Annotated in this window: 22 protein-coding genes and 1 tRNA gene; 10 read left to right on the forward strand and 13 right to left on the reverse strand. The window is 65.1% G+C overall.

Features of this window, described 5'->3' with window-relative positions; genetic code table 11:
* Positions 1–172 precede the first annotated feature (172 nt).
* A complete protein-coding gene (locus GH664_RS05435; protein ID WP_153167107.1) occupies positions 173–748 on the forward strand; it encodes a hypothetical protein in 576 nt (191 codons plus the stop codon).
* Between the two features lie 161 nt (positions 749–909).
* On the opposite strand, the gene GH664_RS05440 is transcribed toward GH664_RS05435, so the two are convergent.
* Positions 910–2112: an ammonium transporter gene (locus GH664_RS05440; protein ID WP_153167108.1), complete on the reverse strand. Its 1203-nt coding sequence runs from the start codon at positions 2110–2112 to the stop codon at positions 910–912.
* Positions 2113–2434: 322 nt separating this feature from the next.
* On the opposite strand from GH664_RS05440, the gene yegQ reads away from it, so the two are divergent.
* The 7 genes from yegQ to GH664_RS05475 all read left to right on the forward strand — a co-directional run bounded on the left by yegQ (position 2435) and on the right by GH664_RS05475 (position 10726).
* Positions 2435–3838 (forward strand): tRNA 5-hydroxyuridine modification protein YegQ, encoded by a 1404-nt coding sequence (gene yegQ / locus GH664_RS05445; RefSeq protein WP_153167109.1) that lies wholly within the window; start codon positions 2435–2437, stop codon positions 3836–3838.
* 366 nt (positions 3839–4204) lie between these two features.
* Entirely contained in the window at positions 4205–5830 is a 1626-nt protein-coding gene (locus GH664_RS05450; protein WP_153167110.1) for an ABC-F family ATPase, read from the forward strand.
* A gap of 106 nt (positions 5831–5936) precedes the next feature.
* Complete coding sequence (locus tag GH664_RS05455; protein WP_153167111.1) at positions 5937–6326, forward strand: PTS sugar transporter subunit IIA; 390 nt, start codon at positions 5937–5939, stop codon at positions 6324–6326.
* Between the two features lie 41 nt (positions 6327–6367).
* Positions 6368–6637, forward strand: coding sequence for an HPr family phosphocarrier protein (locus tag GH664_RS05460; RefSeq protein WP_153167112.1), 270 nt, complete (start codon positions 6368–6370; stop codon positions 6635–6637).
* A gap of 4 nt (positions 6638–6641) precedes the next feature.
* Positions 6642–8372 (forward strand): phosphoenolpyruvate--protein phosphotransferase, encoded by a 1731-nt coding sequence (gene ptsP / locus GH664_RS05465; RefSeq protein WP_153167113.1) that lies wholly within the window; start codon positions 6642–6644, stop codon positions 8370–8372.
* A 188-nt stretch (positions 8373–8560) separates the two neighbouring features.
* Positions 8561–8634 (forward strand) — tRNA-Gly (locus GH664_RS05470).
* Positions 8635–8872: 238 nt separating this feature from the next.
* Positions 8873–10726, forward strand: a complete 1854-nt coding sequence (locus tag GH664_RS05475; protein WP_018076254.1) for an integrase arm-type DNA-binding domain-containing protein — start codon at positions 8873–8875, stop codon at positions 10724–10726.
* A 47-nt stretch (positions 10727–10773) separates the two neighbouring features.
* On the opposite strand, the gene GH664_RS05480 is transcribed toward GH664_RS05475, so the two are convergent.
* Positions 10774–11400: a LysR substrate-binding domain-containing protein gene (locus GH664_RS05480; RefSeq protein WP_018076253.1), complete on the reverse strand. Its 627-nt coding sequence runs from the start codon at positions 11398–11400 to the stop codon at positions 10774–10776.
* Positions 11401–11505: 105 nt separating this feature from the next.
* On the opposite strand from GH664_RS05480, the gene GH664_RS05485 reads away from it, so the two are divergent.
* A complete protein-coding gene (locus GH664_RS05485) occupies positions 11506–11805 on the forward strand; it encodes a helix-turn-helix domain-containing protein (RefSeq protein ID WP_003282197.1) in 300 nt (99 codons plus the stop codon).
* Between the two features lie 26 nt (positions 11806–11831).
* Here GH664_RS05485 and mobH read toward each other — a convergent pair whose 3' ends face one another.
* From mobH to GH664_RS05500, 3 genes are all read right to left on the reverse strand, one after another.
* Positions 11832–13676: a MobH family relaxase gene (gene mobH / locus GH664_RS05490; RefSeq protein WP_023115036.1), complete on the reverse strand. Its 1845-nt coding sequence runs from the start codon at positions 13674–13676 to the stop codon at positions 11832–11834.
* A 201-nt stretch (positions 13677–13877) separates the two neighbouring features.
* The gene (locus GH664_RS05495) at positions 13878–14798 is read right to left on the reverse strand and encodes a nucleotidyl transferase AbiEii/AbiGii toxin family protein (RefSeq protein WP_033936107.1); all 921 of its coding nucleotides are present in this window, start codon (positions 14796–14798) and stop codon (positions 13878–13880) included.
* Positions 14791–15549 (reverse strand): type IV toxin-antitoxin system AbiEi family antitoxin domain-containing protein, encoded by a 759-nt coding sequence (locus GH664_RS05500; RefSeq protein ID WP_033936108.1) that lies wholly within the window; start codon positions 15547–15549, stop codon positions 14791–14793. The genes GH664_RS05495 and GH664_RS05500 overlap by 8 nt, the downstream gene beginning before the upstream one ends.
* Before the next feature lie 223 nt (positions 15550–15772).
* Between GH664_RS05500 and GH664_RS05505 the strand changes: the two genes are divergently transcribed.
* Complete coding sequence (locus tag GH664_RS05505; RefSeq protein ID WP_031754974.1) at positions 15773–16147, forward strand: DUF3742 family protein; 375 nt, start codon at positions 15773–15775, stop codon at positions 16145–16147.
* Between the two features lie 16 nt (positions 16148–16163).
* Here the strand turns inward: GH664_RS05505 and GH664_RS05510 are convergent, their stop codons facing one another.
* The 8 genes from GH664_RS05510 to GH664_RS05545 all read right to left on the reverse strand — a co-directional run bounded on the left by GH664_RS05510 (position 16164) and on the right by GH664_RS05545 (position 25102).
* The gene (locus GH664_RS05510; RefSeq protein WP_033936110.1) at positions 16164–17687 is read right to left on the reverse strand and encodes a conjugal transfer protein TraG N-terminal domain-containing protein; all 1524 of its coding nucleotides are present in this window, start codon (positions 17685–17687) and stop codon (positions 16164–16166) included.
* A gap of 15 nt (positions 17688–17702) precedes the next feature.
* Positions 17703–18056, reverse strand: a complete 354-nt coding sequence (locus GH664_RS05515) for a hypothetical protein (protein WP_003292115.1) — start codon at positions 18054–18056, stop codon at positions 17703–17705.
* Positions 18053–19459 (reverse strand): integrating conjugative element protein, encoded by a 1407-nt coding sequence (locus GH664_RS05520; protein ID WP_013721901.1) that lies wholly within the window; start codon positions 19457–19459, stop codon positions 18053–18055. Before GH664_RS05520 ends, GH664_RS05515 begins: the two co-directional genes overlap by 4 nt.
* Positions 19460–19469: 10 nt before the next feature.
* The gene (locus GH664_RS05525; RefSeq protein WP_016446146.1) at positions 19470–20414 is read right to left on the reverse strand and encodes a TIGR03756 family integrating conjugative element protein; all 945 of its coding nucleotides are present in this window, start codon (positions 20412–20414) and stop codon (positions 19470–19472) included.
* Positions 20411–20854, reverse strand: coding sequence for a TIGR03757 family integrating conjugative element protein (locus GH664_RS05530; RefSeq protein ID WP_016446147.1), 444 nt, complete (start codon positions 20852–20854; stop codon positions 20411–20413). Before GH664_RS05530 ends, GH664_RS05525 begins: the two co-directional genes overlap by 4 nt.
* A gap of 143 nt (positions 20855–20997) precedes the next feature.
* Complete coding sequence (locus tag GH664_RS05535) at positions 20998–21516, reverse strand: hypothetical protein (protein ID WP_013721898.1); 519 nt, start codon at positions 21514–21516, stop codon at positions 20998–21000.
* A 149-nt stretch (positions 21517–21665) separates the two neighbouring features.
* The gene (locus GH664_RS05540) at positions 21666–24629 is read right to left on the reverse strand and encodes a class I SAM-dependent DNA methyltransferase (RefSeq protein ID WP_023443877.1); all 2964 of its coding nucleotides are present in this window, start codon (positions 24627–24629) and stop codon (positions 21666–21668) included.
* Entirely contained in the window at positions 24626–25102 is a 477-nt protein-coding gene (locus GH664_RS05545; RefSeq protein WP_016446149.1) for a MerR family transcriptional regulator, read from the reverse strand. The genes GH664_RS05540 and GH664_RS05545 overlap by 4 nt, the downstream gene beginning before the upstream one ends.
* Between the last annotated feature and the right edge of the window lie 186 nt (positions 25103–25288).

Consider the following 25288-nt stretch of genomic DNA (forward strand, 5'->3'; position numbering starts at 1 on the left):
GCGAGCGTCCTGGTTCGCCAGGCCATGCATGTGGCCAGCCGACAACCGGGTTGCGGACATCCGACGCATTGTCTACAAAAGGGTCAAACAACGGGCTGAAAGTGGAATGGCGGACGGGATCCGCTCGCCTTCGCGCCCGACGGCCAGGGAGCGGGAATCGAGGAGCGCTGCCATGTTCCGCAAGGACCAATTCATCGAGGACTGCATCAAGAGCGTCAGCGAGGGTGAAGGCGCGGTCAGCGAGCTTGTCGCCGCGGCGGTATCGGATGGCGCGCGCGTGATCGCCGAGCTCGGCGAACCGACCCATGCCGGCATCAACGCGCTGTATCGCGCACCGAACCTGACCATCATCAACTTCGTGTGGGCCCCGTGCATGAGCCTCATGCCTCACGACCACCACATGTTCTCAGTGGTGGGCATCTACACGGGTCGGGAGGACAACGTGTTCTGGCGGCGTACCGTGGGCGGCCTCGAAGCGCACGGGGCGAAATCTCTGGGTGCGGGTGACATCGCGACACTCGAGCGCGACGCGATCCACTCCGTGCTCAACCCGATCGGCAAGATGACCTGTGCGATCCACGTCTATGGTGGCGATTTCTTCGCTCCGCCCGAGCCACGCAGCATGTGGGACCACGAGACGCTCGCCGAGGCGCCGTGGGACGTCGAGCGGGCCAAGACCGCGTTTGTCGAAGCGGAGGCCCGCTTCAACGCCTGGCGGGGCCCCCGGGCGGTCGCTCCAGGAGCGTAACCGTAGCGTTCGGGCGTTGTCCGAGTGCCTGACGGTTTGCCGTCAGTTCACGCTGACGGTCGCATGGAGTGAGTCGCCCGAAGGCGACTCGGTTGCCGGTTGCGACCCTCACGCTGCATTGACGGCATGCGTGTCCCCGACCCATCCTGGTGCCTGACACTTCACCAGTTCGGCTCCCGCTCCGGCGTGGAAGTGATGCGGTGGATGGAGAGGTCGGCGCCGTTGTACTCCTCCTCCTGGTCGAGCCGCAGTCCGACGAAGGCCTTCAGCGCGCCATAGACCACGCCGCCGCCGACCACCGCGACGGCGATGGCGATCAGCGTCATGACGAGCTGCGACATGAAGGCGACGCCGCCCAGCCCGCCCAGCGCGTGGCTGCCGAAGATGCCGGCGGCCAGCCCGCCCCAGGTGCCGCACAGCCCGTGCAGCGGCCACACGCCGAGCACGTCGTCGATCTTCCAGCGGTTCTGCGTCAGCGTGAACATCACCACGAACAGCGCACCGGCGACGCCGCCGACGACGAGCGCACCAAGCGGGTGCATCAGGTCGGAGCCGGCGCACACCGAGACCAGGCCGGCGAGCGGGCCGTTATGCACGAAGCCGGGGTCGTTCCTGCCCGCGGCGAGCGCCGCCAGCGTGCCGCCGACCATGGCCATCAGCGAGTTCAGCGCCACCAGGCCGGAGACCTTGTCCAGCGTCTGCGCCGACATCACGTTGAAGCCGAACCAGCCGACGATCAGGATCCAGGCACCCAGCGCAAGGAAGGGGATGGACGACGGCGGGTGCGCGGAGATGGCGCCGGTGCGCGAATAGCGCCCGTGGCGCGCGCCCAGCAGCAGCACCGCAGGCAGCGCGATCCAGCCGCCCATCGCATGCACCACGATGGAGCCGGCGAAGTCGTGGAACTCGGCGCCGAAGGTGGCCTTGAGCCAGGCCTGGATGCCGAAGGCCTGGTTCCAGGCGATGCCTTCGAAAAAGGGATAGACGAAGCCGACGATCAGGAAGGTGGCGGCGAGCTGCGGCTGGAAGCGGGCACGCTCGGCGATGCCGCCGGAGATGATGGCCGGAATCGCCGCGGCAAAAGTGAGCAGGAAGAAGAACTTCGTCAGCTCGTAGCCGCTCTTTTCCAGCAGCGTGTCGGCGCCGGTGAAGAAATGCACGCCGTAGGCGACGCCGTAGCCGATGAAGAAATAGGCCAGCGTCGACACCGCGAAATCGGTGAGGATCTTCACCAGCGCATTGACCTGGTTCTTCTTGCGCACCGTGCCGACTTCGAGAAAGGCGAAGCCGGCATGCATGGCGAGCACCATGATGGCGCCCAGCAGGATGAAGAGCACGTCGCTGCTCGATTTGTATGCTTCCATGAGACCTCCAGAAGGGATGCTGCCCATTAGCAAGCACTGTTCCAGTGCGCAAATCCCCCACTGGATCAAGAATTCAGGTCCAGAAACGGGCACTGCACTGCACCACAATGGTGCCGCATTGATGCGGCGCGCCCCACGATGGCGCGCGAACTGTAAACGCGGCCCGGGTTGTCCCTGTGGGAGCGGACCTGGCCGCGATCGGACGGCGGCAATCGCGGCCAAATCCGCTTCCAGGGTTTATCCCAGCCCAGCGGACGCACCCGCGAGGTACCCGCCGAGCCGAGGGGTACAATCCCGCTCCCCTCTCCGCTTCACCTGCCCGATGTCCGCCCTCCGCGTCCCCCGCCGCCCCGAACTGCTCGCCCCCGCCGGCTCGCTCGACATGATGCGCACCGCCTTCGCCTTCGGCGCTGACGCGGTGTATGCCGGCCAGCCGCGCTATTCGCTGCGCGTGCGCAACAACAGCTTCGGCAAGCTCGACGTGCTCGCCGCTGGCATCGATGAAGCGCACGCGGCCGGCAAGGCCTTCTACCTGGTAGCCAACATCTACCCGCACAACGCCAAGGTCCGTACCTTCGACGAGGACATGGCGCCGGTGATCGACATGAAGCCGGACGCGCTGATCATGGCCGACCCCGGGCTGATCATGATGGTGCGCGAGCGCTGGCCCGAGGTGGACATCCACCTGTCGGTGCAGGCCAACACGACCAACTACGCGTCGGTGCGCTTCTGGCAGTCGGTGGGGGTGAAGCGCATCATCCTGTCGCGCGAGCTGTCGCTCGACGAAGTCGCCGAGATCCGCGACGCCTGCCCGGAGATGGAGCTGGAAGTCTTCGTCCATGGCGCGCTCTGCATCGCGTATTCCGGCCGCTGCCTGCTGTCGGGCTACTTCAACCACCGCGACCCGAACCAGGGTAGTTGCACGAATTCGTGCCGCTGGGACTACAAGCTGCACGAGGCGTCCGAGAATGGCGCCGGCGACGTGCAGGCCTGCGGCGCCAGCCCGATCGGCAACCCGCTGGATGCAGGCACGGTGGGCACCGCCACCCGTACGGAACTGGGCTCCGGCCTGGGCGGCGGCCCGCGCCACATCGGCGGCAGCAAGGTGTGGCTGCTGGAGGAAGGCACGCGCCCGGGCGAGCTGATGCCGATCGAGGAGGACGAGCACGGCACCTACATCCTGAACTCGCGCGACCTGCGCGCGATCGAGCATGTGCAGCGGCTGGTGGAGATCGGCGTGGATTCGCTGAAGATCGAGGGCCGCACCAAGAGCCCCTACTACGCCGCGCGCGCCAGCCAGAGCTATCGCCGCGCGATCGACGACGCGCTGGCCGGCCGCGGCTTCGACACCCGGCTGCTGGGCGAACTCGACGGCCTGGCGAACCGCGGCTACACCGACGGCTTCTACCAGCGCCATTCCACACCCGAACACCAGAACTACCTGCGCGGCCATTCGGAGTCGGGCCGCAGCCTGCTGGTGGGCGAGGTGGTGGGTTTCGATGCGGCACGCGGCCTGGCCGAGGTCGAGGTGAAGAACCGCTTCGCCCAGGGCGACCGGCTGGAGTTCGTGCTGCCGGGCGGGAATCGCGAGGCGGTGGCGCAGCGGATCGAGAACGCGGAAGGCGAGGCGGTTGCGTTGGTGCCTGGGAGCGGGCGGCGGGTGTGGCTGCCGCTGCCGGAAGGGGCGTCGCCGGGTGAGCCTTGTTACATCGCTCGATTTGTCTGATTCGTTCGATTCGGGCTATCGAGTGGGTTCGTGCCCCCGTTGCGGCGCACAGGGTATTCGTTCCAGGGGCTGCGGAACTCGCCCTTCGGGCTCAGACAGTCCTCGCCCCTTCCACGAATACCCCGCACGCCGCAGCGACCGTGCCTCCCTACGTTCTGAAAACCCCCACAGCTAAGCGACGGGTGGGATGTTCCTGGAGGCGGCGAGGACTGTCTGAGCCGAGCGCAGCGAAGGCGAGTTCCGCAGCCGCCGGAAGGAATGTCCCGCCCGGCGCGGATTAGCACCCCGAGCATAACGAGGGCAAGAACCTACCCCCTTCTGCGCTATAATCCGCGGCTTGATTTTCTTGCAGAAACAGGATCTTCCGTGCTCGTCGCAGCAAACATCACCATGCAGTTCGGGGCCAAGCCCCTGTTCGAGAACGTCTCCGTCAAGTTCGGCGACGGCAACCGCTACGGCCTCATCGGCGCCAACGGCGCCGGCAAGTCGACCTTCATGAAGATCCTGTGCGGCCTGCTCGAATCCTCCGCCGGCAACGTGTCGAAAGACCCGCACGAGCGCATGGCCTACCTGCGCCAGGACCAGTTCGCCTACGAAGACAAGCGCGTGCTCGACGTGGTGATGATGGGCCACGAGGAAATGTGGGCCTGCATGGCGGAAAAGGACGCGATCTACGCCAACCCCGAGGCCACCGAAGACGACTACATGCACGCGGCCGAACTCGAGGGCAAGTTCGCCGAGTACGACGGCTACACCGCCGAGGCGCGTGCCGGCGAGCTGCTGCTGGGCGTGGGCATTCCGACCGAACTGCACAACGGCCCGATGAGCGCCGTCGCCCCGGGCTGGAAGCTGCGCGTGCTGCTGACGCAGGCGCTGTTCGCGAACCCGGACATCTTGCTCCTCGACGAACCGACCAACAACCTCGACATCAACACCATCCGCTGGCTCGAGGACGTGCTCAACAACCGCGACTGCACGATGGTCATCATCTCGCACGACCGCCACTTCCTGAACCAGGTCTGCACCCACATGGCCGACCTGGACTACGGCACCATCACCATCTACCCGGGCAACTACGACGACTACATGGAAGCGTCGACCATGGCGCGCGAGCGCCAGTCGGCCGCCAACGCCCGCGCCAAGGAAAAGATCCAGGACCTGCAGGAATTCGTGCGCCGCTTCTCGGCCAACAAGTCCAAGGCCAAGCAGGCCACCAGCCGCCTGAAGCTGATCGACAAGCTCAAGCCCGAGGACGTGAAGCCCTCCAGCCGCCAGTACCCGTGGATCCGTTTCGACTACGACGAGAAGGACAAGCTGCACCGCCTGGCCTGCGAAGTGGACAACATCTCCTTCGGCTACGAGGGCATGGAAAAGCCGCTGATCAACAGGTTCTCCATCGCCATCGAAGCGGGCGAGAAGGTGGCGATCATCGGCGAGAACGGCGTCGGCAAGACCACGCTGATGAAGCTGCTGGTGGGCGAGCTGCAGCCGCAGAAGGGCGCGGTGAAGTGGGCCGAGAAGGCCAAGCCCGGCTACTACGCACAGGACCACTCGGCCGACTTCGCCAGCGACGTCAGCCTCACCGAATGGATCGCCGACTACTCGCGCATCACCGCGGCGGCCACCGGCGAGGACAACGAGACGCTGCTGCGCGGCACCCTGGGCCGCCTGCTGTTCTCCGGCGACGAAGTGAAGAAGTCGGTGAAGGTGATCTCCGGCGGCGAGCAGGGCCGCATGCTGTTCGGCAAGCTGATGCTGTCGCGCCCCAACGTGCTGCTGATGGACGAGCCGACCAACCACCTCGACATGGAATCGATCGAGTCGCTCAACAACGGACTCGAGAGGTTCAACGGCACATTGATCTTCATCTCGCACGACCGCGAGTTCGTGTCCTCGCTGGCCACCCGCATCATCGAGATCAAGCTGGATCACCAGATCGTCGATTACCGCGGCACGTACGAAGAGTACCTTTCGAGCCAGGGCCTGGCCTGACGCCCAAGGTGTGGCGCGCGACCGCGTGCCACACATCTTCCGGTCAGGGCAGGACGCCGCCACCCGCGCATCGGCTACAATCGGCCGAAACACGCGGACGCAGCTCATGATCGGCATTTTTCTCGTCACTCACGGCACGCTCGGCGAATCGCTGATCCAGTGCGCCTGCCACGTGCTCAACAAGCGCCCGCCGCAGATCGCGCAACTCGGGCTCGCGGCGCAGGATGATCCGCTCGACATCCTGCCCACGGCGCGGCAGATGCTGAGCTGGGCCGACAGTGGCCAGGGGGTGCTGGTGCTCACCGACATCTATGGCGCCACGCCCTGCAATGTCGCCGCCAAGCTGCTGCAGCCCGGGCATGTCGAGGGCATCGCCGGCGTCAACCTGCCGATGCTGCTGCGCGTGCTCACCTACCGCGATCGCGACATGCCCACCTTGCTGCAGCGTGCGGTGTCGGGCGGCTGTGACGGCGTGCTTCACATCAAGCAAGGCTGAGAGCTTGCGAAGGCGACATAAGGACCGGGGGAGAACGGGACATGGCCAAGGCGGAAGCCGAAATCGTTAACAAGCTGGGCCTGCACGCACGCGCATCGGCCAAGCTGACGCAACTGGCGAGCAGCTTCGCCTCCGACGTCTGGCTCGAGCGCAACGGACGCAGGGTCAATGCCAAAAGCATCATGGGCGTGATGATGCTGGCCGCAGCGCGCGGCGCCACGATCAGCGTGGAGACCGAAGGCAGCGATGCCGACCAGGCGCTGCAGTCCATCCTTGCGCTGATCGCGGACAAGTTCGGCGAGGGAGAGTGACGCCATGCCTTTCACCCTGCACGGCCTGCCCGTTTCCCAGGGGATCGCGATCGGCCACGTCCACCTCGTGTCGCACGCGCTGCTCGAGGTCAACCACTACCACGTTGCCCCCAAGCACCTGAAGGACGAGATCGAGCGCCTGAACGACGCGATCGCCACGGTACAGGGGGAGCTCGTCGGCCTGAAGGCGGCCACCACATCGGGCCAGGCTCACTCCGAGGTTGGCGCCTTCGTCGACCTGCAGATGATGATGCTCGCCGACCCGATGCTGACCGATACGGCGCGTGAGCTCATCCAGTCGCGCGGCTGCAATGCCGAGTGGGCGCTCGTGCAGCAGATGGAACAACTGGTGGACCAGTTCCGCCAGATCGAGGACCCCTACCTGCGTGAACGCCAGGCCGACGTGGTGCAGGTGGTGGAACGCCTGGTGAAGGTGCTGCTGGGCCACCCGGGCCACCTGCCGCCCAAGCGCCGCGACGGCCTGGGCACGATCATCGTCGCCCACGACTTGTCGCCTTCGGACACCATCGGCTTTCGCGACCACAACATTTCCGGCTTCGTCACCGACGTCGGCGGGCCGACCAGCCACACCGCGATCGTCGCCCGCAGCCTGAAGATTCCCGCGGTGGTGGGCCTGCACCATGTACGCGACCTGGTCGAGGACGACGAGCTCGTCATCGTCGATGGCACCCGCGGCATCATCATCGTCGCCCCCGACGAGCACATCGTCGAGGAGTACCGCCTGCGCCGCAGCGAGCTGGAGATCGAGCGTTCCAAGCTCAACCGCCTGCGCGACACGCGCGCGACGACGCTGGACGGCGAGGTCATCAACCTGCTGTGCAACATCGAGACGCCCAAGGACATGGCGGCGGTGAAGACGGTCAAGGCCGACGGCATCGGCCTGTACCGCACCGAGTTCCTGTTCATGGGCCGCGACGCGCTGCCCGACGAGGACGAGCAATACGAGGCCTACCGCACGGTGGTGAAGGCGATGCCGGACAAGCCCGTCACCATCCGCACCTTCGACCTGGGCGCCGACAAGGCGCTGGACCGCGCGCACTCGCGCGTCGAGCCGAACCCGGCGCTGGGCCTGCGCGCCGTGCGCTTCTCGCTGGCCGAGCCGAAGATGTTCCTGACCCAGTTGCGCGCCCTGCTGCGCGCCTCGGTGCACGGCCAGTTGCAGATCATGGTGCCGATGCTGGCGCACGCGCAGGAGATCGACCAGACGCTGAAGCTCATCGAGAAGGCGAAGGCCGAGCTGCGCGCCGACAAGGTGAAGTTCAACGAGTCAGTGCCGGTGGGCGGCATGATCGAGATCCCCGCCGCGGCGCTTGCGCTGGGCATGTTCATCCGCCGCCTGTCCTTCCTGTCGATCGGCACCAACGACCTGATCCAGTACACGCTGGCCATCGACCGCACCGACGAGGCGGTGGTACACCTTTACGACCCGCTGCATCCGGCCGTGCTCAAGCTCGTCGCCGGCACCATCTCGGCCGGGGCGCGCTTCGGCATGCCGGTATCGGTGTGCGGCGAGATGGCGGGAGACCCAGAATACACGCTGCTGCTGCTGGGCATGGGCCTGCGCAACTTCTCGATGCACCCGTCGAACATCCTCGAGATCAAGCAGCAGGTGCTGCGCGCCGACCTCGGCGAACTCGCACCGCGCGTGCAGCGCATCCTGAAAATGGACGAGCAGGCGCGCGTGCGCGAGGCGGTGGAGCGGCTGGCGCTCTGACAGCCGCATTGCATCGCCACAGCCCGGCCATTAGAATGGCGGCCTGTTTCGCGTCGGCCCTGGCCGACGGACCCGTCGAGCGGGTGTCGTATAATGGCTATTACCTCAGCTTCCCAAGCTGATGACGAGGGTTCTTATGGCAGCCTACGTCAGATGCGCCTTAGGATGCCCCTAAGCAGTACCTCAATGCGGGTGTAGTTCAATGGTAGAACGGCAGCTTCCCAAGCTGCATACGAGGGTTCGATTCCCTTCACCCGCTCCACTGCATCATTCTGCGGACTTCCGCAGAAGTCCAAGAGAGTCTGCAAGTCGTTGCCACACAAGGACTTTTCCTCTCTTTGACGTTCTGCCGCGGTCCACTGCGATCCATCTACAGCCGGGACTTTTAAGTCCACAAACAAGTCCATTTTTGCGGGCGCGGCTGATTCCGGATTGTTGATGGAGGGGCGAGGTCGACGTGACCAGCATCTGGTTCCTGACTCATGTTCAGGAGCAAGAGCATGGCACTCTCAGACCTGGCCGTTCGACAGGCCAAGGCAACTGGCAAGGCATACACCCTCCCTGACTTGGATGGCCTCTCCCTGGCCGTCACGGCTGCAGGGGGCAGGACTTGGCACTTCCGCTACTACTGGGCGGGCAAGCAGAAGCGGATGTCGCTCGGCACCTACCCGGAGGTGACGCTTCGCGAGGCCCGCAGCCTGCGCGACGAAGCGCGCGCCCTGCTGGCCAAAGGCACCAATCCTCGCGTTCACCGCAAGCAGAAGCGCACCGCTGTCCGGCTCGCCGACGAAAACACCTTCGAGGCGGTGTATCGCAAGTGGCTCAAGCATCGCGGGCTCAGCCTCAAGGAAGGCCGGCAGACGACCCTCTCGATACTTCCGCGCATCTTCGACAAGGATGTGCTGCCCGCCTTGGGCAAGCGGTCGGTCTATGAGATCAAGCGTCCCGACCTCTTGGAGGTGATCGCCAAGATCGAGAAGCGCAGGGCGCTCTCCGTCGCCGAGAAAGTCAGGACGTGGTTCAACCAACTGTTCCGCTACGCGCTGGTGATCGTGCCGGGCCTGGAGCAGAACCCTGCCTCCGATCTCGATGTGGTGGCGCTGCCGCTGCCACCCGTCAACCACAACCCGTTCCTGCGCATGGCCGAGCTGCCGAAGCTGTTGCAGCGGCTGCGCAGCTATCGCGGCAGGCGGCAGACCCAGCTCGGGCTGCGGCTATTGCTGCTGACCGGCGTGCGAACCGGAGAGCTGCGACAGGCGACGCCGGATCAATTCGATCTGGACCGTGGGTTGTGGATCATCCCGCCCGACGTCGTGAAGCAACTCCAGTTGGATATGCGCAAGAAGCGGCAGCAGGCGAAGGACATCCCGCCCTACATCGTGCCGCTGTCGATTCAGGCCATGGAGATCGTCCGGCACCTGCTGGATGAGTTCAAGCCGGCCCAGCGCCACCTGTTCCGGCACGACAGCGACTTGAAGAAGCGCATCAGCGAGAACACGCTCAATGGTGCGCTCAAGCGCATGGGCTATCAGGAACGCCTGACCGGACACGGCATCCGCGGCACGATGTCCACTGCGCTCAACGAGATCGGCTACCCGAAGGTCTGGGTGGATGCACAGCTCTCGCATGTCGATCCCAACAAGGTCAGCGCGACCTACAACCATGCCGAGTACGTGGAGCAGCGTCGCCGCATGATGCAGGACTGGGCCGATCGGCTCGACCTCTTCGAGCAGAACCAGGTCGAGGCGGCCAGCATGCCGCTCACCGTGCATCTGGAAGGCGTACCCGCGTTCCCGAATGAGCAAACCGCAAGCGCACCTTCCACGCCGGTTGCCGCTTCGCCAATCCTGCTGGTGACGAAGCCGGGTGACGCCATGCCGTTGGTTTCTGCCGCCACACATCGGCTGCCGGCGGTTCCGCCCCCTCGATCGGCCGCGCCGCTGGTGCCTTCGGACATTCAGCGCGAGAGGATGGAACTGTTCGATGTCTTCGAAGCGCCGCACAACCTTCCCGTCGCGGCGTTTGCCAAGATGGCGGGCAAGTCCCGCAGGTGGATCAGCTACGAGATCAAGGCGGGCAACTTGCTGGCGTTGAACGTGGGCAACCGCGGCCAGCGCGTGCCGGACTGGCACCTCGACCCACTCAAGCACGAGCTGATCCAGTCCGTCCTCAAGCTGACCAGGGGTGCGGACCCTTGGCAGCTCTACCATGCACTGCTGCAACCGCGCTCGATGCTGCGGGGGCGTTCGGCACTGGAGGGCGTGACGGCCAGCAATCTCGACAAGCTCGTCATGGCAGTGAGCACAGCCGTGAAGGAAAGCGAATGGACCCCGCTGCGAGTCGGAGTCGCCTAGCAGCAGGAATGCGGGATCGTGGCGGAACCGCGATCCCCGCGCGTCTGTCAGGACACCAAGCGCGCGCGGCGGGCGAATCTTGCCTGGGTGTCCGACAAGGAAGCATCGCGGCGGAGCAGGTAAGCCATCACGATCGTTGGTGCGCCGGCCAGCGGCCGCACGGCGACGCCTCGGCGTAGGTAGCTCGCCAGTCTCGCGGCAGGCGCAATGGCGATCCCGTACCCGGCGGCAACCAACGTCATCGCCACATCGAATGTCTCCACCGCTTGCTCTCGCTCCTGCAGCGCGTTCTCGAACACACGCTGCACGGTCATGCGCCATGGTTCATCGGCCGTGGACTGCGAGCAGATCAAGGGCTGCTTGAGCACTTCACCGCACGGCACTTCACGGTAGGCCAGCAGGTGGGAGCGCTTGGCCACGGCGACCGCCAGCGTGTCATGCCACAGCGGTTCGCATACCCAGCCAGGCCACTGCCGGGAAACCGCAGACAAGGCGAAGTCGAAGCCGTCGTCCGGCAGCTCCGCGCCTCGACCGGGATCTGTCCAGCCGGCCAGGACGGCATGAGTCTCCGGCTCTTCGGCACGCTGCAGGGCGAGCACGTCGGCGAGCTGGGGAGGCACCCATTCGCCGAGGACGGCCATGCGAATTTCGGCGGTGATGTCACTCGATTCCACGTCCAGCTCCCCCAGGCGGTGAACTCGTGGCAACTGATCTCGAAGCCGTTGGATGAGTTAAGTTTAACGTGGTTTAAATCGTGACCGTGTTCGACGCTCTTGGCAATGCCAAAGCGTTCGATCCAAAGGGGCCGCCCCACCGGCACCACTACCTACGAAGCGGAACCAGCCATCGCGTTTGGGGCTGCCGTGCGGGAAGAAAGAACCAACCAGGGCATCGCTCAGGAAACGCTGGCCCACATGGCCGGCATCGAACGGTCGCACATGGGCAAGATCGAGCGCGGCGAGCATGTCCCCACGCTCCCTCTCATCCTCAAGATTGCCCGTGCGCTGAAATGCAGTTCCGCCCACTTGATGACTCTGACCGAAGCCAAGCTGGCAGAGTCGGCCCCATCCGCGGATTGAAGCCGGCCCGCACAGCGGCCGCATGCCTACGCCTGATCGTCGTCCTTGCCCCCAAGGGCTGAATCTTCGCGCTTTGCGGCCTCGTTGACGAGCCGCAGGTATGGGTTGTCTGGCGGCGTCTCCTGGAACAGCGCATCCGGGCTGGCGAGCAGGTAGCCGTGCAGCCGGCGCGACTTGCGCGGCCCCGTGACTTCGCAGGTCCAGATGTTCAGCCCGCTCGGCTGCTTGCGGTGCTGTCCCAGCTTCTCGAAGCGTTTCTGCACCCACTGCCACCCCTCCAGCTTCTCCTGCTTGGCTAGCGCGGCGACTTGAAGGTACTCCTGCGCGTAGCGCTGGAACACGCCGGGGCTGACGAGATAGGTCGTACCGGCGACGGTATGCACCAGGGCCTTGGCGTCGTTGATGATGAGCTTGCGCGTCTGGACGCTCTGACGCAGCCAGGCCATGAAGTGCGCCCCGGAGGGCTCCGTGCGATCCTGGGAAGGCGCGAGGCTCATCTGCGGCGGGGGCACGGTCGAAGGGGCCGGCTCGGGCTCGGCAACAGGGGAACTCGGGATCTCCGGTGCCGTGGGTGGAGCGGAGTCGCCCAGCAGGTCGAGCAGCGCGGCCACGCCGGTGTCCATGGCTGCGGATGCGATCGGCGCCGTGCTCGCGGATGCAGCCTCGATGCCTTCCGCGCGCGGCCCATCGGCCACCGCCGGCGGCGTCGGCTCCGCCTGTTCCTCTTCGATCTGCACACGGCCTGCGAACGGCGCCGGCCGGTCGGCCGCATCCCAGATCATCGCCGGCGAGAGTTTCAGGAAGGTGAAGGCGTGCGACCAGCCGGCGTCGCTGGTGACAGTAGCCTTCCAGATCGCCTTGCCATCCGGCGTTGGTTGCACGATGCCGTGATCCTGCAGCACGTTGAACACCGCCGTATTGCTCGCCGGAATGCCGTCGATGCCTTGCGACAGCAGATGTGCGCGCAGCTTGTCGGAGACGGTCTTGCTCACCAGCCACAAGGCGTCCTGGGTCAGCCAACCGTCCGCCGGGCCGGCCTGGTTCAGCTTGAACGCTTCCTTGAGCAGGTAGCGCAAGCCGTCGAGCAATTTGCGTTGCAGCGCATGCTTGGGCGCCACCAGCGCCTTGCTGGGATCGCCGCCGAGTTCCTGGGCGACCGATGCCTGGTCAGCCTGCACGACCAGCTCGCCGAGCGTGCCGGCGTGCTCGTACTGGCCGGCCAGCACGTACAGCAGCGCGGCCCAGAGGTCGGGATAGCCGCTGAGCCAGTCGAAGATGTCCCGATCGAGAAGGCGCACGTAGAGCAGCCCGGTGGCGGCGCTGTGCAGGCGGTACTCGCGCTCCTTTCGGTAACGGAAGCGGTAGGGCTTTCGCAGTGGGCCGTGCCAGGGATGCCAGACGCTGCCGTCGGCATGCTCGACGTGCAGATCGACCGCAATCTTGCCGATGTCGTGCAGCAGGGCCGCGTAGGCCGTGCCTGCAGTCCAGGCTTCGGCCTGGGCCGCCTGTGCCTCCGGCGTGACGCCCGCAGGCAGCAGGTATGACTGCCGCAGTTTCAGCGCATAGGCGACGATCTCCAGGCCGTGGTCCAGCATGCCGCCCGGATAGGCGTGGTGGTGGTTCTCGGAGGCCGGGAACTGCTGGACCAACTCGGCGTAGCGCTCCAGTGGGGCGAGGTAGAGCGTGGCGAACTGCCGGCGCGAGAGCGATGTGCGCTGCCAGATGTGTTCCAGCAGTTTCTGCCGACGCGGCGTGGCCAGCAGCGATGCGGCCGACTCCGGCCGCATCGACCCTTTCGGAGTTTCGATGGCGGAGGTGGGCGGTGTGCCGGCGGCGGGTGGCACCCTTTTGCGCTGGAACAGCGAGAGCATGGCGAACCCCGGATGACGGGCTGCTCGGGCGCCTTTTGGCCTTTTCAGGATAGGGCCTTTCCCCTTGGCGCCCTTCCTTTGCCCCTTCCCAGCCCTTTGGCCTTTGTCGGAAGCCTTTGGGTATAGGGCCGCTGCTTCGTGGATGCCATGATGAATGCGGCATGGGGCAATCCCGGCAAGTGGGGCGCTGCGGGATGTTCGTCAGCTCTGGCCCAAGCCGGTGTCGAGGGCGGCGGATTGCGCTGCGAAGTCGTCGGGACGGCGCTTGCGGAAGGTTTCGAGATTGGCGAGCTTCCAGCGCAGTGCCGGCAGTTGCGCGGCGTGCTGGCATTGCACCAGCGACCAGTCCGGTTCTGCGCGCGCCAGCCCGCTCAGAAACTGCTTGTGCGCGGTGCTCAGTCGCTGTGGCAGCTCGCGCCGCACCCTGGCGCGAGCGTCGAGCAGTGTTTCCAGGGAGCAGCCCACGTCGGTCATGCCGACAAAGGCCCGCTCGTACTCGCCGGCGATGTCCTTGTCGTTACCGAACAGCACTTCGTGGGGCGGCCGGTTGTGGCCCGCCAGATAGATCACGAAGCACTCGACCATGCCGTCGCTGATGTCGCCCGATTCGTAGAGCTGCCACACGTCGAACAGGTCGCGGGGGTGCTGCCGATCCAGCGCGGCCACCAGCTTGCTGGCGTACAGCTCGTCCGGTGCCAGAACCGGCAGCTCGAACTCGACGCCGAACAGATCGCTGGTCTTTGCGCTCAGCGGCCGCCGCTCGACGGGCAGCACGCTGCCTCGGAACACGACGTTGACCTCGATCTTCACCTGGCTGGCGTCGTTCTCGACGATCAGCTTGGTGTCCCCCAGGTCCTTGGCGCGAACCAGGCGTGTTTGCACGCCCAGCGGTGCAAGGCGCGCGGCGATGGCGGCCAGCTCCTGGTTGATGGCTTGCAGCGCTTCGTCGCGCGGCGTCTGCCACGGGAGGTACACCACGTCGATGTCCACCGAAAGGCGCGGCATGTCCCGCACGAAGAGGTTGATGGCCGTGCCGCCCTTCATGGCGAAGATGTCGTTGGCGAACACGTCGGGCGCGACGGCCAGCAGCAGGCGAACGGTGTCCGCGTAGGTCTTATCCATGAGGTCTCAGGCTCAGCAAGGTGCCGTCATCGAGCCGGCTCATCCAGCGCGTGTTGCTGCCGGTGCGAACCGGGTACTGCTCCAGCAGGGCATCGACATCCACGAGGCTGGTCTCGCGCGCCCAGGTCAGGAACAGGCGCACGGCCTTCACGCTGGCGCAGCAGGACAGCAGTTGCCCGAGCAAGTCCTTGCGGGGGGAACGCAGTCCATCGAAGAGGTTGCGGGCCTCTTCGAGGCTCTGCTTGACGCCGGCTTCGTACAGCAGCTCCAGCACGGCACGTTCGGGGGCTGCCACCCGCAGATCCTCGGGCAGGCCAGGCGGCGTGGTCAGGGTCTTGCCGGCCAGCGCCGTGTCCGGCCAGTCGAACAGGCGGGCGTGGACGTAGCGGGCCGGAAAGCGCGAAGTGAACCAGACCGGCAACGCAAAGCGACCGTCGCCCCACAGCACCAGCGCCTCCCGGCTGCCCAGGTTGTGCCGCACACCCTGCAGGGCCAGGGCGCTCTTGCCGCCGACGTGCAGGCCGGGCACGCGCTGTTGCAGGAACTTCAGCGCACCGTAGACCCCGAATTCATCGTTCGGGAAGGCATAGACGCCATGGGCCAAGCGCACGAGCCACCCGCCGTCGGCATAGTGGGCGGCGAGCTGGGGCGACACCCCGAACTGGCTCAGGGTGGCAAGGTCGAACGGCGCCCCGCGGGGGAGTCCCGCCTGCAGCCGCTTGATTACCTGATGCCTAGAATGTCCATCCATGCTGTAAAAATAGCACGGAATCCAATCAGTCACTAGAGCCATTGCAAGAACGTGCATGGAAAGTAGCATAGAGTTTGAGTTATCGTGCAGAATCTAATCGACCTGCGACCCGAGCCAACCCGACTCTGCTAGCCGCAACCCGCCCTCCTGATCGCGGTCTATGCTGGAGGGCAGGCCACGACCGGCCACTCCGCGAGGTGAGGCACCACTGAAGCCGAGGCATATGAGCATGACCACCAACACGCACAACGGGCGCTGGAGCCACCGGTTGGGCCGGGGGGCTGGCCGTGCCTGGCGTGGATACCTGCGCCGCGAGCAGCGTGTCGCCGGCTGGCTGGTGACGCGCGGGGTGCCCGCGAGCGCGGCGACGGCGGTGCTCTGGATCGTGAAGCTGGCCGTGCTTGGTGTGCTGCTCTACTCCGCGTTCTGGCTGGCGCTGCTGCTGGCCTTTGCAGGGATCGCTGCCTGGATGGTACGCAACGTCGATGCCGACGAAAGCAGTGATGATGACGAGCCTCAATGGCGAAACGGCCTGGACGGATACGGTCTCTACCGGGGCGAGGTACGCATTGACGGCGGCAGCGCGGACGACGAGTAGCTCGCCACTCTCGGCGCTACTTCGCCTTCGCTGCTTTGATTGCAAGGTCAGCGCCTTTGCCTCCCGCAGATTTGGCGCCATCGGTGGCTGCTGAGAGCATCTGCGAAATGTTGCCTACGCGGACACCAACCCACGCGAGCGCAGCTACCCAGAAACCCGGTAGCACGATGAACATCATCGCCATGACGAAGTTAAGGAGCATGTCGCCAAAGGCGTTGTTCAAACCGATCAACGGATCGAAGTTCGTGTGCGGCCTGTCCGCGCCAAACCCCCAGCCGTAGAGCGCGTCCAGGATCGTGCTGTCGATCCAGCGCGCGAGCTGGAACCAGAAGTCCACGAAGAACAGCGCGAACTGGACGCAGCTCACCGTCACCACCGTCTTCAGGTCGTAGGTGCCGATCAGCAGCACCAGCGGGATGCAGATGACGAGCGCCATCTTGAGCATCGTCAGCACCATCGGCAGCGCCTGGCGCACCACGTCCATCGCGGGAAAGAAGGCCAGCGAGCCGACGGTCAACCCCAGGTCGCTTGCGCCGCGCGTGACAACGTTCGGCAGCGTCTTGTCGATCTGGCCACCGTAGTCGGTGTAGACGGCGCCCTGGTTCATCTTCTGCTGTCGCGGTGAGACCACGGCGCGGATCACCGAGTCATTGACCTCGCTCTGCGACAGGAAGCCCACCCAGCGCCCGATGCGGGTCAGCAGGTCCGGGTCGACCTGTGCCAGCAGCCGGCTGCGCAGTCCCTGGCCGCCATCGGCCCACCACTGCCGGCAGGACGGATAGCCGCCGCCGCTGTCCACCTGTGCCAACCCTGCATCGCGGGTCGCGTCGTAGGGCCAGGCCGTGCGTGGGGTCTTGGCGCGATAGGTGTCATAGAAGCCGGGCGTGTCGAGGAAGTAACTCGACCCGATCCAGGTGACGTCGTTCATTTGCTCGTCGGAGAGCGTCGGCCGGTTCATGAACAGCTTGGCGCGCGACGGCCCGTAGCAGTCGTGCGTGAAGTCGGCGACCTCCTGTGCCAGCACCGGATCGTCGATGCGCGTGGCATCCACATCCATGCGAATCTGACGCAGGTCCGTGCCGCAGGGAATCGCCGCCACCGCGGAGCCCGTCACGGCTTTCGACAGCGCGTGCATGAAGAACCACCACACCGGCACCAGCGCGCTCTGGTCGTTGAGCGCCGTGTAGACGTTGGACCAGCCCGTGTCGTTGGGCAGCGGGACACTGACCTGGCATTGCGCGGAGCGCGTGGTGTCGAACCTGATCGTGGCGAGATCCACCGGGATGAACGGGATGCCGGCGAACATGATGACCACGATCGCCACCCACACCCGGTTCTCGATGCGCATCGACGACAGCACGCCCTTGTTGCCCTCGTCCGCACCTTCGCTGCGGGCCTTGAGCCATTCCTGGATCACGATGGCCACGAACGGCAGCGCGAACACGCCGCTGGCCACGAGGATGCTCCAGATGCCGTTGTTGACCACCCAAGCCACCAGGGTCAGGTAATACTCCAAGTAGTCCGTGGTGTAGAGCGTCATGCCTGCCTCCCGGTCTCAGCCGTGCCGCAGCAGCTGGCTGGCTTCCAGCGCGACCACGGCGATGACGGCCGCGATCTCCGTGCGCAGCAGGCGCTGATGCGTCTCGCGGGACGGCTCCCGCCGCAACAGGCGCCGACGCATCCACCACCAGCCGTAAGCCGTCGCTCCGTAGAGGCACAGACGCCACACGAAGAAGTGGCCGGCGTGCGCCTGCAGCCAGTGCTGCCAGCCCTCGACGCCGCCGACCACGTGGATGCCGGCGATGTTCACCGCCACCGCGGCGGCGACCACCAGCAAGGTCCACAGCAGCGCCACGCCGACGCGGCGGTTGAACAGCCATGGCAGCCGCAGCCAGGCGAGCCGGCTCATGGCGTACCGCTCCGCGGCTTCTGGACTTCCCGCAGACGGTCGCGCGTGGTGTCGCCCTCGAAGACGCCGCGCGAGCCGGCAGCGCGGGTACTGTGGCGCTGGATGATCGCCATCGCCGAGTTGCCGGCCAGCGTGCGGCGCAGCTCCAGCTCGGTCTTGAGGTTGTTGATCTCCTGCTCCAGCGCGCTGTTCTCCTGGTCCACCGCCTGCACGGCGAGCTCGTTGGCGGCGACGTTCGGCTCCTTCTTGCCGGTCAGCAACGTGCGTTGCAGCAGCAGGGCCTTCTCCAGCACGCTGGACAGCGCAGCCTCGGACGCGAGGCGCCGGCCCAGCACGTCCTGGTCGGGCTCGTCACGCAGGGCCTCGATCACGCCGCGGGTGATCGGCAGCGAGCTGCTGCCGGCCGCGTCGAGATTGGCCAGTGTCGTCGGCCGGGCGCCCGTCACCAGTTCCTGCAACACCTGCAGCTTGGTCTCGTACTCTTCCTGGATCACTGGCGTGAGCCCGACGCCAGGCGTGGTCTGGGTCTTCGTGCAGTTTTCGCAGGTGCGTTGCTCGCGTTCGCCCAGCACGCGGTTCGCAAAGGCCGCGGCCGCGCCAGGCGACGACCAGGTCTGGCAGGTCAGGCGGTTGCCGCAGGCGCTGCGCGCGATCGACGAGGTATCGGTGGCGCTGCGCCCGTTGAGCAGGTTGTAGCCCGCGCGCGTCACGTCGCCGACCACCTTGATCGAACTCTGGCCGGAGCCGCCCGCGTTGCCGCCGCCGACCCAGGGCACGCCGTTGTTCCCCTTGTTGGACTCGGCCTGCTCGATGGCGGAGACGGCATCGGTGCTGCTGACCGCATCCCGCAGCGCCATCCCTTCGGCGAGCTGGTCCCAGCCGGCCTGGCCGCCGGCCATGTCCGCCATGCGATTGGCGATGGCCCGGCAGGTCATCTTCGAGCGGTCGAAATCCAGGCGCGCCTGGAGGATGCCGTTGGTGAGCAGGTTGTACAGGCCCGGGTCGGCGCGCTGGATGATGAGCGCCGGGAGTGACGCCACCGCGGCAGTGGCGTTCTGGATCACGTTGCTCATGATCGTCTGGAAGCCGTTGGTGATGCCGTTGAGCTGGTTCTGCAGCGTCGTGGTGATGCTCATGTCGCCGCAGATCAGGTTGCTGTTCCAGCCGACGCCGACGCCGATGCTCTGCATGTTGCCGGCACCACCCATCGACACGGCCCGGCCGCCGCCGATGCTGTAGAGCACGTCGTCGCCGATCACGCTGCCGCTGACGTTCACGCCATTGGGGTCGATGCGGGTCTGCGCCCAGGCGACGCCGACGACCAGCGTGATGGCCGCCACGAGCAGCGTGGCCCGCAGGGGCGACTTCGCGCGGTGCAGGAAGTCAGGGAGGGAGGCGTTCATCGTGGGTTCCTCACATGAAATCGACGCTGCCGAGGAAGACCTGGCCACGGCGCCGGCAGCAGGAGTACGGCCGCCACAAGGCCCAGGCGTAGTCGCCCTGCTGGGCCTGCACGCGGGTGCGGCTGTGCGGGAAGACCACGCAACTGTTCGAGAGCGTGGGCGTCAGCTCCTGCCACTTGCCCGTCGAGGCGTCGGTCTCCATCAGCGCGCCGGCCGGCCAGTAGCCGTCGCGGGCGTTGGCCAGCAGGGGCTGATACACGTGAATCTGGTTGCGGCGCGTCACGATGTCGCCCGCGCGCTGCGCGACCACGGCGCCGCTCTTGTGGTCGTCGGTCTGGTGCAGGAAGCCACCGCGGGGATACACGTTGCCCCAGAGGTTCAGGCCGGTGCGCGTACCGATTTCGCGCCGGCCGGGGATGAGCGCTTCGGGGTAGAACGCTTCCGGGATGTTGTAGCGCCAGGCGATCGTGTCGAGCGTGCTCAGCAGATACGGCATGAAGGCCGTGCCAGCGCCTTCGCAGGTGTAGCCGGAGGCGCTGGCGAACTGGCTGAACACCAGCCCGGCCGGATGGCCGATGACATCGGCGTTCTTGAACTTGGCGAGGTTGTTCTCGTTGTCGTGATTGGTCGTGCCGTCACCGCCAGCCTTGGCGGTCGGGTTGGGCATGCTCATCGCCCTGACTTCCTGCCACGGGTTTTCTCCGGTGTTCGAGTAGCTCGACACCACCGCATCGGGGACGTAGTGGCGCACCTTGACGGAAGTGCGAACCGAGCAGCCGAAGGGCGTGCAGTACAGCCAGTAGCAGATACCGACCACGCGGTATTCGAGGCAGTCGGGGGACAGCGCCGACGAGACGATGGTGGCGGTGTCCAGGGCGAACGTCGACGTGGCCGTGCTCAGCAGCAGCGAGGCGACGGTGGCGCGCAGGCGCCGGGATGCCAGCAGGAGGCTCATGGCTGCGTGCTCCGGTAGGCGTTGATGCGCGCGACGGCGCGGGGCACGTCGGGCTCGCCGTAGACCACGTAGCGTCGATCGACCACCACGGCGGGAATCTTGGCGATGCCCAGTCCCCAGGCATCCGCGACACCTTGGTAGGCGTGGCCGATGCGGCGTTGAAGGGCCTCGCCGCCGTCATGCAACCGCTGCCGCACCAGGGCTGCAGCCTGTTGCGGGTCGGCCGGTAGGTGCGCGGCGAGTTCGACCTCGATGCGCGTGGCCTGGTCCAGCTCGATGATCCGCACGCCGGCTGGAGCCTGCACCGGATGACGGCTGTCGGTGACGACGAGCACGTCGGCTGCTGCAGTCTGGGTAAACATGAACAGCACTGCCCACAGTCCGGGCGCAATGCTGATGGTCGGCAGCCGGGGCGAAGCCTTGAAGACGGGGGCCGGCATATCGGGCGTCCTTGGAGTCGATCAAAGTCACAGTCGACTTCAAGTGCCGATCTAGCGCGACAAAGAAACCGCATCCGGCCCCTGCCGGTTTCATACCCTATGCCGTTGTGAGCGTTGTGATTGCCTCCTGTCGGAGGCGGAGATCAGGTGCGGGACGCTGAGGTGCCCGCGAACCCAAGAAACGCATGCTGTAAGCGAATCGGCATCGACGGCTTGGAGCGTGCGTGTAGGCTCTGCCAAGTCCCGTCACTGATGTCGCTCGGGGCGAGGCGATCTACCGAGCGCGAAACTCTTCTCAAGTAAGCATTGACGCCATCCGCGGATTCCGAAGGAACGCCGGCAAGAACGTACCCCACCATGAAGCCGATAGCATGGTTCTCGCCGTACTTCTCCTGGATGAATCGATCCATGCCCTCGACGACGTACTCTCGACACAAGTGAGTGTCCGACCCGGCGATTCGTTTGCATTCGATGATCGCGTGCGGATCATGCTCCTGCGTGCGCAAGAAAATTTCGACGAACGCCAGCGGGATGTCGGTACGTCCGTCTGGCAGCATCACGTTGCTTTTAGATCGCGATTCCGTGCCAGGCAGCACCATGATCTGCTTCCACGGGGAGTTCTTCAGCGCAATGCGCATCCCGTCCCGCAGGCGCTCGGTCATGATTACCTCTCCAGCGTTGGCATTCACGTCCTCGGCTGCGCATGCTCGCTGCCAACCTGCGGCCAGTGTCAGCAGAATGACCGCCACAACCTCGGGCTCAAGTTCAATGAACTCTCTGCCCAGTGCAGGAGGTGTCTCATAGGGGATCCTCAAACTTTGCCCCCTGAAAAGCTCTCCGCGACCACTGCATCGGCATCTTCCAGTGCCGCTATGCCCATCCAGTAGCGCCGCGCTGCTGGCTTGATGATCACGACTTCGTTGCGTCCGTGTACTCGCAATTCCCGCTCTGCACTGAGCGCGGTCGCAATCTTGACTTTCAGGCGCCTGCCGATACGTGCCAGTACTTCACCCAACTCGCCTTGTGGTGCCACGACGCTCACGCTCGCATTACCCGGCCCCTCTTCCAAGACAAAGCGCACGACGCGCAAGGCCGAACTGCTTGGCAAGTCGAGCACTTCGGCGCGCATGTGCCGCTTATTGCGAACGGAAAGCCAATCCTCGATAACGGACAGGAACGTCTTGGCATACGCCGTGACCTCAGTACGACTGTCCGATGGCTCCACGGATGATTCGCGGCCGGTTTCCCATTGCCACCCGGCGCGAAGGAGGCCGTCTCGAATGACAGTTCGGTCGGCATCGTTCAGTTCGTACAGATCGAAGACAGCTTCGTCCAGTTCAGCCCATCCCCTCTCGTCGGTGCCGTTGGCGCGCAGATTCTTCTCAATCTGCAGCAGGCGCTGGCCAGCCTCAGATTTCACTGCGCTCGTGAAATTAGGCACCGGTAGGAAGCTGAGGTCGCGAGCCAGCAGCTTCCTCTTGTAGATTCCAAACTCTGCAGCGGTCAGATAGAAGAACCATGTCGCAAAAGCAGAACTCAACACGGTGGCAAGCAAATGTGCCGTCCGCGTGTGCCCTCTCGGAAGAGACACTGCGAAGTATGAGTTCGTGAAGACGAGATCCCGCTCGGAGACGGCCGCCAAGACGCGTGGACTCCCCAGAAGCATTTCCTTCACGATGAGAAGCGGGGCTTGATATATCTCCCGCGATCGTGGCCATTGTGCCTTCGATTGGCTGAAAGTCGGCAAATCATCGGGAATGTTGAAGTGCTGCATGTCTTTGACTTGCAGTACATCCAATCCTTTTAGCGGGCGAGCATCGCGCGTCTGATTCTCTGGGGCCCCGCGAATCAATCCAACCTGGAAGGTAGTGTCGAGTAATGAGAGTTGCTCGCCCAGATTTCTGTGGGCCGAAGTCAAGTCATCCAGCAATAGGAGGTCACGGCGCCGGCCAACGGCTGCTGCCTTGAGCTTCAACGGCTGTTCTTGGATTTCGTCGAGTGTCAAAGTGATGACGTCACTCGGCGCCACCTCGAACGAATGAGTCCTTGCACCGCTGGGCGTCCACGGGATCTGAACGACCGTGACCTGATCCGTTCGCTGCTTCGGTCGATGACGGGCAAAGAGAACCACTGCGGGCATGGCCGCTGTCGCGAAGAGCCAACTGCACAAATTGGACAGATTTACCAAGGTGATCGGAGCCACGGCTCGCATCACATGCTGAGCTGCTGCCATGCCGGTGCCGCTGCGGCTGAAGAACGGCATCGCGCTAAGAATGATGCCGAAACGGGTCTTCTCATGTGAGAACTCCGCCGCTCGCAACACGAAATCCAAGCCTTCACCGCGCGGTTGCGCAGGTACGCCCGCAACCCTGGTCTTGCGCCGCGCTTCGGTTCCTGTCTGCCCCCTAAAGCTCCAAGGGGGATTGCCCACGATAAGGTCGAACTGCTTCAGCCCTGTCGGCGTCGCCAGCACGGCCTTGCCATCTCCATCACGTTCGACAGTACGAGCGTCACCGACGAGCAATGTCCTGCCGATCAATGGCTGGAACTTCAGGGACTGCGGTGGTTGCGGGTCAGGGTCCAGCTCAAGCGCAGCCAGGTACAGGCTGAACGCAGCGACGCGAATCGCGGCTTCGCTAATGTCTACGCCATACACCTGCCCGTAGAGCGTCGAGCGGATCAGCTCCCTCGTGGGCGGCTGACCTTGCGAGCGAAGATGAACCAAGCGCCGCAGCGCTTCGACCAGGAAGACACCGGAGCCGCACGTCAAATCCAGCACCGACTCCCGTCCAGATAGACCATCCATGACCTCATCGAGGACCAGCGAGACGACGGACAGTCGCGTGTAGTGCACGCCGTTTCGCAACGCTTCTGTGCGCTTTCCTCCAGTCTGCGGCTCAGCATGTGCAAACTGCTCGTAGATCGAGCTGATGAGCTCGACCGGAATCACGTCGAACTGGTAGGGGAAGAAGCTGAGTTGCCCGCTTTCAGGATCGACAGCCTCCAGGAACTCCGCAACCCGCGTCAAATGGTGAGCTGCTGGTGTCGTTTTCACCGACGAGGGCGGAAACATATCGCCGTTGAAGGCCTGGGCCAGCCATGCGAACAGCTTGCTGGTCGCTGGCCGGTCGCGCAGGATCGCCGGCAACGCCGTGCGGCCGCATACCCGCTTCAACCGCGCCGCACTGACGATCTCGCGGTCAATCAGGTACTGGGTGAAGATCACGCGCCCAATCAAGGCCTGCGCCGCATCGCGCGCGAGATTGCCTGCGACCAAATCGCGTTCCAGACATCCAAGGTCAGACAGGAGCTTCTGATCGACGCTGGTCTTGCGATCGATGGCCGGCACCTGGGCCCAGAATTGGCCCGTCTCGATCGCCAGTCGGCCGGCCAACTCGTCCAGTTCATGAAGCGAAGCTTCGATGTTCTCGAAACGCCGAATCAAATGTCTCTGGGCATCGCCTTCTTTCGCGGGTGTGCCGAAACCGTTGTACAGGTCGATACGCTGCGGCGAGATCACCCACAGCAACGGCGCGAACCCCTCGTTCCAGACCTCTCGTCGCCACTGGCTGACCAGATCGTCTGCAGGCGCGCTTTGCTCAAACTTGAAGTAGACGGTCAACGACGACGCGCTGCGCCACAATGCGTCCGGAACAAAAACGCGGCCGTGGCGCGAGGACTGCGCCTCGGCCCCCAACCGAAGACCGGGCGCGGGTTGCCCGTCCGGCAGGTAGCCGGTTGCGGCGAGCACCTGTTCCAGCGTGGCAGTGTTCACGCCCTACTCCGGATAGCTTCGGGTGGAAACGGCAACGCTGCCTGGCTCGGCGTCGGGACGATCGGCAGCATGTGCTGCTGAAGCCGCATGATCAACGGATCGAGCGGGATGACGAGAGTCGGTTGCGTCGGCGCCGGTCCAATCCCCTCGGGGCCGATATCGCACAGGGTCGCCGAAGTGGCCGTCACGAACGCCACGGACCCATTCAGCGCCAATGCGCTACTCGTGCCCAGCAACCGAAAGAGCGCGTCAACGCCGACGCTGACGGTGGCGATGTGCACTCCCAACGAGCTGACCAACTCATTGGTAACGGCCAAGCCTAGGAGATCCGCGAAGGTGAATCGGGCAGCCTTCCCGGTCTTGGACGCCAAGTAGGGCACGGTCTTGCGCCAATGCCGCACCGTTTCGACGGACACGCCGGTTAGCGTGCGCATCTGGTCCTGAGTGTACTGGATGGCGGTGACGGCAGACATTCGCGTTGCTGGCAACTAGAAAATATGCAGATTCTGCCATGTAAAGGTGTGCTTCTCAACAGGTAAAGGCCGGTTCAGCCGCCTATCCCACAAGCCTTCCAAGCTTCCGAAAGTCGCGACCATCAGAGCGCATCGCGAACGCGTGGATAGGGGCAAGACGCAAGGCGCCCCCGGAAGGGGCGCCTG

The organism is Thauera sp. 2A1 (genome assembly GCF_009469595.2).
GTDB lineage: Bacteria > Pseudomonadota > Gammaproteobacteria > Burkholderiales > Rhodocyclaceae > Thauera.

What these genes read in the sequence shown, in the direction of transcription:
- GH664_RS05435 (WP_153167107.1), top strand. Translation starts at nt 173, where the DNA reads ATGTTCCGCAAGGACCAATTCATCGAGGACTGCATCAAGAGCGTCAGC.
- GH664_RS05440 (WP_153167108.1), bottom strand. Translation starts at nt 2,112, where the DNA reads ATGGAAGCATACAAATCGAGCAGCGACGTGCTCTTCATCCTGCTGGGC.
- yegQ (WP_153167109.1), top strand. Translation starts at nt 2,435, where the DNA reads ATGTCCGCCCTCCGCGTCCCCCGCCGCCCCGAACTGCTCGCCCCCGCC.
- GH664_RS05455 (WP_153167111.1), top strand. Translation starts at nt 5,937, where the DNA reads ATGATCGGCATTTTTCTCGTCACTCACGGCACGCTCGGCGAATCGCTG.
- GH664_RS05460 (WP_153167112.1), top strand. Translation starts at nt 6,368, where the DNA reads ATGGCCAAGGCGGAAGCCGAAATCGTTAACAAGCTGGGCCTGCACGCA.
- ptsP (WP_153167113.1), top strand. Translation starts at nt 6,642, where the DNA reads ATGCCTTTCACCCTGCACGGCCTGCCCGTTTCCCAGGGGATCGCGATC.
- GH664_RS05475 (WP_018076254.1), top strand. Translation starts at nt 8,873, where the DNA reads ATGGCACTCTCAGACCTGGCCGTTCGACAGGCCAAGGCAACTGGCAAG.
- GH664_RS05485 (WP_003282197.1), top strand. Translation starts at nt 11,506, where the DNA reads ATGCCAAAGCGTTCGATCCAAAGGGGCCGCCCCACCGGCACCACTACC.
- mobH (WP_023115036.1), bottom strand. Translation starts at nt 13,676, where the DNA reads ATGCTCTCGCTGTTCCAGCGCAAAAGGGTGCCACCCGCCGCCGGCACA.
- GH664_RS05495 (WP_033936107.1), bottom strand. Translation starts at nt 14,798, where the DNA reads ATGGATAAGACCTACGCGGACACCGTTCGCCTGCTGCTGGCCGTCGCG.
- GH664_RS05500 (WP_033936108.1), bottom strand. Translation starts at nt 15,549, where the DNA reads ATGGATGGACATTCTAGGCATCAGGTAATCAAGCGGCTGCAGGCGGGA.
- GH664_RS05505 (WP_031754974.1), top strand. Translation starts at nt 15,773, where the DNA reads ATGAGCATGACCACCAACACGCACAACGGGCGCTGGAGCCACCGGTTG.
- GH664_RS05510 (WP_033936110.1), bottom strand. Translation starts at nt 17,687, where the DNA reads ATGACGCTCTACACCACGGACTACTTGGAGTATTACCTGACCCTGGTG.
- GH664_RS05515 (WP_003292115.1), bottom strand. Translation starts at nt 18,056, where the DNA reads ATGAGCCGGCTCGCCTGGCTGCGGCTGCCATGGCTGTTCAACCGCCGC.
- GH664_RS05520 (WP_013721901.1), bottom strand. Translation starts at nt 19,459, where the DNA reads ATGAACGCCTCCCTCCCTGACTTCCTGCACCGCGCGAAGTCGCCCCTG.
- GH664_RS05525 (WP_016446146.1), bottom strand. Translation starts at nt 20,414, where the DNA reads ATGAGCCTCCTGCTGGCATCCCGGCGCCTGCGCGCCACCGTCGCCTCG.
- GH664_RS05530 (WP_016446147.1), bottom strand. Translation starts at nt 20,854, where the DNA reads ATGCCGGCCCCCGTCTTCAAGGCTTCGCCCCGGCTGCCGACCATCAGC.
- GH664_RS05535 (WP_013721898.1), bottom strand. Translation starts at nt 21,516, where the DNA reads ATGACCGAGCGCCTGCGGGACGGGATGCGCATTGCGCTGAAGAACTCC.
- GH664_RS05545 (WP_016446149.1), bottom strand. Translation starts at nt 25,102, where the DNA reads ATGTCTGCCGTCACCGCCATCCAGTACACTCAGGACCAGATGCGCACG.